This is a genomic window from Pseudonocardia sp., from assembly GCF_025965585.1.
In the GTDB taxonomy this organism is placed as follows: domain Bacteria; phylum Actinomycetota; class Actinomycetes; order Mycobacteriales; family Pseudonocardiaceae; genus Pseudonocardia.
Map to the genome: position 1 here is coordinate 1 of NZ_JAOPWR010000142.1, position 11052 is coordinate 11052.

General features: G+C 69.5%; 7 protein-coding genes and 1 pseudogene. All 8 read right to left on the reverse strand.

Annotated features, from left to right (window positions below; all coding sequences use genetic code 11):
• A pseudogene (locus JWR81_RS08970) lies at positions 1–1067 on the reverse strand (DNA-directed RNA polymerase subunit beta'); the annotation flags it as partial.
• Between the two features lie 39 nt (positions 1068–1106).
• Positions 1107–4619, reverse strand: a complete 3513-nt coding sequence (gene rpoB, locus JWR81_RS08975; RefSeq protein WP_297649365.1) for a DNA-directed RNA polymerase subunit beta — start codon at positions 4617–4619, stop codon at positions 1107–1109.
• 937 nt (positions 4620–5556) lie between these two features.
• Positions 5557–5943: a 50S ribosomal protein L7/L12 gene (rplL, locus tag JWR81_RS08980; protein WP_297649367.1), complete on the reverse strand. Its 387-nt coding sequence runs from the start codon at positions 5941–5943 to the stop codon at positions 5557–5559.
• 46 nt (positions 5944–5989) lie between these two features.
• Positions 5990–6586: a 50S ribosomal protein L10 gene (gene rplJ / locus JWR81_RS08985; protein WP_297649369.1), complete on the reverse strand. Its 597-nt coding sequence runs from the start codon at positions 6584–6586 to the stop codon at positions 5990–5992.
• A 255-nt stretch (positions 6587–6841) separates the two neighbouring features.
• Positions 6842–7741: a hypothetical protein gene (locus JWR81_RS08990; RefSeq protein ID WP_297649371.1), complete on the reverse strand. Its 900-nt coding sequence runs from the start codon at positions 7739–7741 to the stop codon at positions 6842–6844.
• 54 nt (positions 7742–7795) lie between these two features.
• Entirely contained in the window at positions 7796–8395 is a 600-nt protein-coding gene (locus tag JWR81_RS08995) for a hypothetical protein (protein ID WP_297649373.1), read from the reverse strand.
• 37 nt (positions 8396–8432) lie between these two features.
• On the reverse strand, positions 8433–9656 hold the full coding sequence (locus JWR81_RS09000; protein WP_297649375.1) for an MCE family protein: 1224 nt from the start codon (positions 9654–9656) through the stop codon (positions 8433–8435).
• Positions 9653–10927 (reverse strand): MCE family protein, encoded by a 1275-nt coding sequence (locus JWR81_RS09005; protein ID WP_297649377.1) that lies wholly within the window; start codon positions 10925–10927, stop codon positions 9653–9655. Before JWR81_RS09005 ends, JWR81_RS09000 begins: the two co-directional genes overlap by 4 nt.
• Positions 10928–11052: the final 125 nt, after the last annotated feature.

The window sequence follows — 11052 nt, forward strand, 5'->3', positions numbered from 1 at the left end:
CGCTTGAGGCGGTTGTTGCGGTTGATCACGCGGCGGTACAGGTCGTTCAGGTCGGACGTGGCGAAGCGGCCACCGTCGAGCTGCACCATCGGGCGCAGGTCCGGCGGGATGACCGGGACGCAGTCGAGCACCATGCCCATCGGGCTGTTGCCCGTCATCTGGAACGCCGCTACGACCTTGAGACGCTTGAGGGCGCGGAGCTTCTTCTGCCCCTTGCCGCTGCGGATGGTCTCCCGCAGGTTCTCGGCCTCGGCCGGGATGTCGAAGTTCTGCAGCAGGGTCTGGATCGCCTCGGCGCCCATGGCACCGGTGAAGTAGTCGCCGTACCGGTCGTAGAGCTCCCGGTAGATCGACTCGTCGGCGATGAGCTGCTGCACGTCGAGCTTGGTGAACGCGGTCCAGATCTCGTCGAGCCGGTCGAGCTCGCGCTGGGCACGGTCACGGAGCTGGCGCATCTCGCGCTCGCCACCCTCCTTGACCTTGCGGCGGACGTCGCTCTTGGCACCCTCCGCCTCGAGCTCGGCGATGTCGGCCTCGAGCTTCTGGGCCCGCGCCTCCAGGTCCGCGTCGCGCCGGTTCTCGACCCGCTTGCGCTCGACGCTCATCTCGGTCTCGAGCGTGGACAGGTCGTTGTGGCGCAGCTCCTTGTTGACCGACGTGATCACGTAGGCCGCGAAGTAGATGATCTTCTCGAGATCCTTGGGCGCCAGGTCGAGCAGGTAGCCCAGCCGGCTGGGCACACCCTTGAAGTACCAGATGTGCGTGACCGGGGCGGCGAGCTCGATGTGACCCATGCGCTCACGACGCACCTTGGCGCGCGTGACCTCCACGCCGCAGCGCTCGCAGATGATGCCCTTGAACCGGACGCGCTTGTACTTGCCGCAGTAGCACTCCCAGTCGCGGGTCGGGCCGAAGATCTTCTCGCAGAAGAGCCCGTCCTTCTCCGGCTTGAGGGTGCGGTAGTTGATGGTCTCCGGCTTCTTGACCTCACCGTGCGACCACTGGCGGATGTCCTCCGCCGTGGCCAGGCCGATGCGCAGTTCGTCGAAGAAGTTGACGTCGAGCACTATGTGTCCTCAGTTCCTTCGGTTTGCCTCGGCTGGTGATCAGTTGACGACGTCGTCGACGGTCATCGACTCGGATCCGGGCCTGCTGGACAGGTTGATGCCCAGGTTGGCCGCGGCCCGCTCGAGGTCCTCGTCGTCGCTGTCGTGCATCTCGATCGCCGCGCCGTCACTGGAGAGCACCTCGACGTTCAGGCAGAGCGACTGGAGCTCCTTCAGGAGAACCTTGAAGGACTCCGGGATGCCAGGCTCCGGGATGTTCTCGCCCTTGACGATCGCCTCGTAGACCTTGACCCGGCCCACGACGTCGTCCGACTTGATCGTCAGCAGCTCCTGCAGCGTGTAGGCCGCGCCGTAGGCCTGCATCGCCCAGCACTCCATCTCGCCGAACCGCTGGCCGCCGAACTGGGCCTTACCGCCCAGGGGCTGCTGCGTGATCATCGAGTACGGACCGGTGGAACGAGCGTGGATCTTGTCGTCCACCAGGTGGAGCAGCTTGAGGATGTACATGTATCCGACGGCCACCGGGAACGGGTACGGCTCCCCGGAACGCCCGTCGAACAGCTGCGCCTTGCCGTCGGCCTTGACCATGCGCTCGCCGTCGCGGTTGGGCAGCGTCGAGCCCAGCAGGCCGGTGATCTCGTGCTCCTTGGCGCCGTCGAACACCGGCGTGGCCGTGTTCGTGCCGGCGGGCACGGAGTAGAGCTCCTCGGGCAGCTTGGACGCCCACTCGGGCCTGCCCTCGATCTCCCAGCCGGTCTTGGCGATCCACCCGAGGTGGGTCTCCAGCACCTGGCCGATGTTCATCCGTCGCGGCACACCGTGCGTGTTCAGGATGATGTCGACGGGCGTGCCGTCGGGCAGGAAGGGCATGTCCTCGGCCGGGAGGATCTTGCCGATGACGCCCTTGTTGCCGTGGCGGCCGGCGAGCTTGTCGCCGTCCTGGATCTTGCGCTTCTGGGCCACGTAGACGCGGACCAGCTCGTTGACGCCGGGCGCCAGCTCGTCCTCGTCGTCGCGGGAGAAGACCCGGATGCCGATGACCTTGCCGGTCTCGCCGTGGGGCACCTTCAGCGACGTGTCGCGCACCTCGCGCGCCTTCTCACCGAAGATCGCGCGGAGCAGGCGCTCCTCCGGGGTCAGCTCCGTCTCGCCCTTGGGCGTGACCTTGCCGACCAGGATGTCGCCGGGCTGGACCTCGGCGCCGATCCGGATGATTCCGCGCTCGTCGAGGTCGGCGAGCACCTCCTCGGAGACGTTCGGGATGTCCCGGGTGATCTCCTCGGCGCCCAGCTTGGTGTCGCGGGCATCGATCTCGTGCTCCTCGATGTGGATCGACGTCAGCACGTCGTCCTGCACCAGGCGCTGCGAGAGGATGATCGCGTCCTCGTAGTTGTGGCCCTCCCACGGCATGATCGCCACGAGCAGGTTCTTGCCCAGGGCCATCTCGCCGTCCTCGGTGCACGGCCCGTCGGCCAGCACCTGGCCGACCTCGACGCGCGCACCCTCTTCGACGATGGGCTTCTGGTTGGTGCACGTGCCCTGGTTGCTGCGGCGGAACTTGTGCAGCCGGTACGTGCGGCGCGTGCCGTCGTCGGCCATGACCGTGATGAAGTCGGCGCACAGCTCCTCGACGATGCCGGCCTTCTCGTTGACGACCACGTCGCCCGCGTCGACGGCCGCACGCAGCTCCATGCCCGTGCCGACCAGCGGCGACTCGCTGCGCAGCAGCGGGACGGACTGACGCTGCATGTTGGCGCCCATGAGGGCGCGGTTCGCGTCGTCGTGCTCGAGGAACGGGATCATCGCCGTGGCGACCGACACCATCTGGCGCGGCGAGACGTCGATGTAGTCGACCTGCGTCGGCGGGATGTAGTCGACGTCGCCGCCCTTGCGGCGCACGAGCACGCGGTCGCCCACGAAGTTGCCGTCGTCGTCGAGCGGCTCGTTGGCCTGCGCGATGATGAAGCGGTCTTCCTCGTCGGCCGTGAGGTAGTCGATCTGGTCGGTGGCCCGGCCGTCCTCGACCTTGCGGTACGGGGACTGGATGAAGCCGAACGGGTTGACCTGCGCGAAGCTCGCCAGCGACCCGATCAGGCCGATGTTCGGGCCCTCGGGGGTCTCGATCGGGCACATGCGGCCGTAGTGGCTGGGGTGCACGTCGCGCACCTCGAAGCCGGCGCGCTCACGGGAAAGACCACCCGGGCCCAGCGCGGAGAGACGACGCTTGTGCGTCAGGCCCGCGAGGGGGTTGGTCTGGTCCATGAACTGCGACAGCTGCGACGTGCCGAAGAACTCCTTGATCGCCGCCACGACGGGACGGATGTTGATCAGGGTCTGCGGCGTGATCGCCTCGACGTCCTGCGTGGTCATCCGCTCGCGGACGACACGCTCCATGCGCGAGAGGCCGACCCGGATCTGGTTCTGGATCAGCTCACCCACGGTGCGCAGGCGCCGGTTGCCGAAGTGGTCGATGTCGTCGGTCTCGACGGGGATGGTGATCCCGCCGTTGCCCTCGGCGTCGGCGCCGACCGTCATCTCGGTCTCGCCGGCGTGCAGCCGGACGAGGTACTCGATGGTGGTGGCGATGTCGTCCTCGGTCAGCGTGCCGACCGAGTTCGGCGAGGTGACGCCCAGCTTCTTGTTGACCTTGTACCGGCCGACCTTGGCGAGGTCGTAGCGCTTGTCCTTGAAGAACAGGTTCTCCAGGAGCGTCTGCGCGCTCTCGCGGGTGGGCGGCTCGCCCGGACGCAGCTTGCGGTAGATGTCGAGCAGGGCCTCGTCCTGCCCGGCCGTGTGGTCCTTCTCGAGCGTGGCGAGCATCGTCTCCGAGAAGCCGAAGCGGGCCGCGATCTGCTCGGCGGTCCACCCGAGCGCCTTCAGCAGCACCGTGACGGGCTGGCGGCGCTTGCGGTCGATCCGGACGCCGACGGTGTCGCGCTTGTCCACGTCGAACTCGAGCCAGGCGCCCCGGCTCGGGATGACCTTGACCGAGTAGACGTCCTTCTCGGTGGTCTTGTCGATGGCGTGGTCGAAGTAGACACCCGGGGACCGGACGAGCTGCGACACGACGACGCGCTCGGTGCCGTTGATGATGAAGGTGCCCTTGCTCGTCATCACGGGGAAGTCACCCATGAAGACGGTCTGGCTCTTGATCTCACCGGTGGTGTTGTTGGTGAACTCCGCTGTGACGAACAGCGGAGCCGCGTAGGTCATGTCCTTGTCCTTGCACTCCTCCTCCGACGCCTTGACCTCGTCGAAGCGAGGGTCGGAGAAGGACAGGGACATGGACCCAGAGAAGTCCTCGATGGGCGAGATCTCGGTGAGGATGTCCTCGAGACCCCCCATCGGGTTCTCGTCGCCTGCGTCGATCCGCCGCTGGAACCACGCCTCGTCGCCCACCAGCCACTCGAACGACTGCGTCTGCAGGTCGAGCAGGTCGGGCACCCGGAGCGGCTCGCGGATCTTCGCGAACGAGACGCGGGTGGGGGCGCCTGGGAGATTCAGGTGGTCCGAGGTGGTCGCGAGGGTCTTGGTGGCGCTGGACGAAGCCAAGATGCGTCCTTCCGGAACTGCGCTCTCGTCTGGCGGGCACCGGGCCCCGCGCGCTACCGTTCGGCCTGTCGACCCGGGCGGGAGGTCCGGGCCGACGACACGAGCGGCTGCCGGTTACCGGTGCACACCGTCTGTTGTCAGGACACGGCCTCCGACCAGACCCGCGCGAGCACCGAAGGGTCCCTGGAAGCCCGGGGAGCCCGTCTGAGCGCGCGCGAAGCTGGACGGAGGCAGCGCAAAGAGGCAGTCTAGCTGCAAATGCAGCGGCTGTCGAGACGGGTCACCAAGGTAACCATCGAGACCTAAGAGTGACCTGACAGGCGCACCGAGTCAAGACTCTACGCGTCGGTAAGTGGTCCTTCTCGTGGGACGACCGGCCCCGATCCACGTGGTTCCGTACCGGCGGCCCGCTCCCCGCGGAGGCCGACCCTGCTGGTCGACCGCCTGCCGGGGCCGGAACAGCGCCGTCGGGCCGGTGCACCGTAGACCCCTCGTCGCCGGACGGTTGCACGCCCGGGCACCGATCACCCAGCGCAACCGGGTACAAGGTGCGAGGGGCCGAGCCGATCAGGTGGTCGTCACCGCCGCGCTCCGCCCGAGCTCCTCTCGCCTTGACGCACCGTGACTGCCGCCACAACGGTCGCCGGGACGGCCTTCGACGTCGACAAGTCACCTCCGCCGGCAAGGTCGGCGAACTCGTCACCGCCGGCCGGTCCCAGGTGGTCGTGGGCTGCCGGAACAAGCCCGAGGAGTCCGCCGAGGCCCTGCCCGGCGGATCCCCGGCACACCGACCGGCGACATCGGCCGCGAGACCGTCACCGGCAAGCTCCTGCGCCACGAGGTCACGGGCAGGTAGCCGAAACGACGAACGGCACGGCCGTCGGATGTCTCCGACGACCGTGCCGTTCGTTGTGGTGCTGGTGGAGCGGGCCGAACGTCAGCTCAGGCTGACCTTCGCGCCGGCCTCCTCGAGCTTCGCCTTGGCGGCGTCGGCGGCAGCCTTGTCGACGCCCTCGAGGATCGGCTTCGGGGCGGCCTCGACGAGGTCCTTGGCCTCCTTGAGGCCCAGGCCCGAGACGAGCTCGCGGACGACCTTGATGACCTGGATCTTCTTGTCACCGGCGGCGTCGAGGACGACGTTGAACTCGTCCTTCTCCTCCTCGGCGGGGGCAGCGGCGGCGGCGGGGCCGGCAGCGGCCACGGCGACCGGGGCGGCCGCGGTGACGTCGAAGGTCTCCTCGAACTTCTTCACGAACTCCGAGAGCTCGATCAGGGTGAGGTCCTTGAAGGCCTCGAGCAGCTCGTCGGTGGACAGCTTCGCCATGGTGGCGTCCTCTTCTCTCAGGGTGGAACTACGCAGGGGTGGAGCGTCAGCTCTCGGCGTCGGCCGGAGCCTCGGTGGTGTCAGCGGCGGCCTCGGGAGCGGCCGTGTCGACAGCAGCCGGGCCACCCTCCTCCGCACGCTTGTCGGCCAGAGCCTGGGCGAGCCGGGCGACCTGCGACGCCGGAGCGGCGAAGAGACCGGCGGCCTTGGACAGGTTCGCCTTCATCGCGCCGGCCAGCTTGGCCAGCAGGACCTCGCGGGACTCCAGGTCGGCGAGCTGGTTGACCTCGGTGACGGTCAGCGCGCGACCGTCCATGTAGCCGCCCTTGATCACCAGGCCCTGGTTGGCCTTCGCGAAGTCCCGCAGCGCCTTGGCGGCGTCGACGGGCTCGCCGGTGATGAACGCGATCGCCGTGGGTCCGACGAGCAGCTGCTCGAGACCGTTGACGCCGGCGTCGTCCGCCGCACGCTTCACGAGCGTGTTCTTGGCGACGCGGTAGGTGGCGCCGTCACCCAGCGAGACGCGCAGAGCGGTCAACTGGGACATGGTGAGGCCTCGGTACTCGGTGACCACCGAGGCGGACGCGCCCCGGAACTTGTCGGCGATCTCCGCGACTGCCGTGACCTTGTCGGGTCGGGCCATCCTTGCCTCCTCTCGGTTGTCGTGATGATCGATCCACCGCGACGACCTCGGAGACGACGAACGCCCCGGCGCAGGAGCGCACGGGGCGTAGCGGCACGCATATGCGTGCCTCACGAACCTCGTCCTCCTGCGCGGGTCGTCCGCTGCTGCGGAGCCTTCGTGCACCCGGTGAACCGGGCGCAGACCTGCGGTCTTCGGTGGAACCGTGCTCGAGAGTACGTGACAGGGGACGAGGCCCGCGCGTCGGGTCGGTCCCTACTGGGCCTGGGCGCCCGCGATCTTCCAGGTGCCGTCGACCAGCTGGGCTTTGACGGTGAGCCTGCCGGCCGATGCGAGCTGCTGCGGCTGGTTCCCGGGCTGGACGCGGGTGACCTGCTGGTCGAGGAACACGACCACGACGGCACTGTCGCCGTCGATGCTCTGCACCGCCGAGTTCGCCACCGTGGCGGTGACCACCGCCTGCTGCTGCGGAGCGATCTGCCGCACCTGGGTGAAGAGCTGGTCGTACTGGGCCGTGAAGTCCCCGGTGATCACCTTGCGGGCGTCCGCCTCGTTCTGGTCGAGCCGGGCGAAGTCGTAGGAGTAGACGGTCTTCAGTGCGTCGTCGACCTGCTGGTTGACCTGCGTGGTGGCACCGATGTCGACGAGTGCGGTGTTCTGCGCCGACGGCGTGCCGCGCAGCGCGGCGTTCGCGACGCCGAAGAACACGGCCGCGGCCGTCAGCACGACGAGCGCGACGGCGAGGGCCATCGTCGGGATCGGGCGACGGGTGCGGGCCGCCGTGGCACGGGTGCCCCCTCGCCTGCCGAGGAGCCGCTTGCCCGAGGGACGGGCGGCGTCGGCCTCCGGCTCGCGGGTGGCGACAGTGGCGACAGTCTCGGTGGCGACGGTGTCGTCCTCGGCGCTCGCGTCGCGCTTGGTCAGGTCGACAGCGGTGTCGTACCCCTCGGGCGGCCGGTGGGTCGCCGGGCGGGCGTCCTCGTGCAGCGGCGCGAGCGTGTCGACGGACGAGCCGCGGTCGCGGACGTCGTCCTGCGTGGGCTCGGGCGGCTCGGTGCGGGCCGCCGCCGGGCCGCGCCCGGCCACGCGCGGCCTGCGGATGCCCGTGGAGCGGCGACGGGGTGGGATGGAGGGGGTGCTGGGGGTGGACGGCATGGCGGGGACCTCCTGGGGTCGGTCGACCTCGCGGGTGGGACGCGGACGGGTGGGCTAGTTCCCCGTCGTGGGCGACCGGACCGGGTTGAGCTTGCTGACCTTCCACACGTCGCCGACGCGCGTCATCTCCAACTGCAGGCGCTGCCGGGTGACGACAGGGGGCTGCCCGTCCGGCGTGACGGTGACGTCGACGCCGACGAGGACGCGCGCGACACCGGCCCGCTCGTCGAGCTCCCCGACCGCCGCATCGGGAACGGTGGCGACGGTGGAGCGCTTCGAGTCGGTGACCGCCTTGGCGTAGTCGGCGCGGTTCTGCTGGAACTCGCCGAGCACCGAGCCCGTGGAGACCTGCTCCCACTGGTTCAGCCCGGCGTCGGTGTTCTTGTAGTCGAGCGTGTTGAGCGCGATCGCGGCCTGCTTCGCGCTGACCAGCACCGCGTCGCGGTCCCGGGCCAGCGCCAGCGAGCTGCTGTTCAACGCCATCACCCAGAGGACCCCGAGCACCACGGCGACCACGGCCGCGACGGCCACCAGCACCGTCAGCGCCCGCCGCAGCGAGATCCGCGGCCCACGCCGCTGGTTCGGTTCCGCCACGTCGACGGCCGCCCCGTCAGGAGCGCCGTCACCGCGGACGTCGTCGTCGAGCACGGTCATGAGTGACTCCAACCCGCCATCCGGCCCCTGGGGAGGGTCAGGACAGCAGAATCTGCGCGAGTGAACTCAGGGGGGGAGCAGAGTTCATCGGCTGGCTTCCGGTCGGCAACGGGTCCGTGCCCCGGCTCCGAGCACCTGGCGACGGCTTCGGGGTGGCGGCCTCGGGAACATTCTGCGCCCCGCGGACGTCGATCGGGCTTCCGGGGGGCTCGGCGCAGTAGGCGTCGGCGTTCACGGGGGTGTCCGCGACGTCCGCACCGCTGCGCCTGGTCGTGCCCTCGTAGCCCGCAGTACACGGGTACGGGTCGAAGACGTTGAGCACGAGGCCCAGGTGGGCGGTGCCGTCACCGGGCACGACCGTGTAGGCGTTGGCCGCGATACCGGGGTACGCGGTGAGGATCTGGCTGAGGTTGGCCTGCCGCGGCTGCGCGATCTGCGCGACGGTCAGCAGGTTCGCGATCACGTCGCCGAGTCCGGAGCCGCTCTCGTCGAGCAGCCCGCTGATCTGGTTGCCGGCCTCGGGGGCGTTCGCGATCAGCGAGCGCAGGTCCGGGTCGGACGTCTTGAGCTGGGCGGCGAGCTGCGCGAGGCTCCTGCTGAAGTCCTTGAACTGGCCGGACGTCTCGTTCTGCGTGGTGAGCACCGTGCGGCCGTCGCGCAGCAGCGCGGTGGTCTGCGGCAGCGCGTCCTGGGCGGCCTTGGTGAACTCGTTCGACGTGTCAAGCAGCTTCTGCAACGGCTGAGCGGTGTTGGCGAACGCCACGCCGAGCTGGTCGACCACCGTCCTCAGCGAGTCCAGCGGCACCGTTTTGACGAAGTCGTCGAGGCTCACGACGAGATCCTCGACCGACACCGGCACCGTCGTGCGGCTCTGGGGGATGACCGATCCCGCGGCGAGCATCGTGCCGCCGTCGGTGGCCGGCTGGAGGTCGACGTACTGCTCACCGATCGCGGAGAGGTCGCGCACCGCGGCGGCGGTGTCCGCGGGGATCTGCGGCGCGCTCTTGTCGATGTCGAGCTGGACGTCGACGCCGGCCGCCGTGAGTGTCAGTGGCCCGACCCGGCCGACGCTGACGCCCCGGTAGGTGACGTCGGCGCCGGTGAAGATGCCGCCGGAGTCGGTGAGCTGCATCGTCACCGGGTAGGTGGTGGCGCCGAGGAGGTTGCCGAAGCCGGCGTACCGGAACCCGGTGTACCCGACGCCGACCACGGCGATGAGCAGCAGCCCGAACAGCTGCAGCCGAACCCTTCGGGAGATCACGAGCCACCTCCGAGGAGACCGCCGAGGAGGCCACCCGACTTCGGGGCGGTGGTCGGCGTGGGGGTCGGTGTCGGGGTGGGCGGGATCCGCGTCGGCGGCGGGTTGTTCCGGTCGAGGCCGCCGACGGGCGTCTGCGCCGGGCCGAGCAGCGGGAAGGTCGGCTGGTTGCCGTTGCCGCCGAGCAGCGGGGCGAGGAGCTGGGCCGTGGGCGGCAGCTGGTTCAGCAGCGCGGTGTCCGGGCCGGGGAAGGGCTGGTTGGACCGCGCGAGGTTGTCGAGCACGTCCTTGAGGTCCAGGTCCGCCCGGACGTAGAGGTTGGCGTAGTCGCCCGGGATCGCCGCGGCGGCGGCATCGGTGAACGGGAAACTGCCCAGGATCTGCAGCGAGTTGGGCAGGTCCTGCCCGGACTGGGCGAGCTTCTGCAGGGTCGGCTGCAGCGACTTCAGGTCGGCGAGCGTGTCGTCGCGGCTGCGGTCGACCACGTTCGTCGCCACCCCGGAGAGGCGGTCGAGCGACTGCAGCATGTCGACGAGCTGGGCCCGCTGGTTCTCCAGCTCCTTGAGGCCGGGCGCGAGGTCGTCGAGGGCGTTGGTGATCTGGTCGCGCCGGTCGTTCAGCGTGGCGGAGAGCCGGTTGATGCCGTCGAGCGCGCGGGTGATCTCGGACTTCTTGTCGTCCAGCGCGCCGACGAGCGTGTTGAGGTTGGCCAGCAACGAGCGGATCTGCGGCTCGTTGCCGACGAGCGCCTTGTTCAGCTCCGTCGAGATCGTCTTGATCTGCGCGACACCACCGCCGTTGAGGAGCATGGACAGCGCGCCGAGCACCTCCTCGACCTCGGCCGCCCGGCCCGCGCGGTCGACCGGGATGGTCGCACCGTTGGTGAGCGTGCCGGTGGCGCCCTGGGCGGGAGCCGACAGCTCGACGAACTTCTCACCGAGCAGGCTGGTGGTGCGGACCTCCGCGGTGGCGTTGGCCGGAAGCTTGACGTCGTTGTTGACCTTGACCGTGACGATCGCGTTCCACGTCTTCGGGTCGACGGAGATGTCGGAGACCGATCCCACCGGCACGTCGTCGACCTTGACCAGCGACTGCGGTACGAGGTCGACGACGTCCGGGAACTCGATGGAGACGCTGTAGGGGTTGTCGCCGAGCGACGCGCCGCCGGGCAGGTCCACCCCGCGCAGACCGTTGCTGAGCACCGAGCAGCCGCTCGTGGCCATGGTGACGACGGTGGCGGTCGCCACCAGTCGCAGGATGCGGTTGCGGTTCATCAGTTCCCCCCTCCCAGGAGCGAGCCCAGCAGGGGCAGCCCAGCGGCGGGTGCGTTCGCCGAGTCGGCGGCGGGGGCCTTGGCCGGCGCCTGGGCCACGCCCGTCGACGGGGCGGCCGCGGTGCC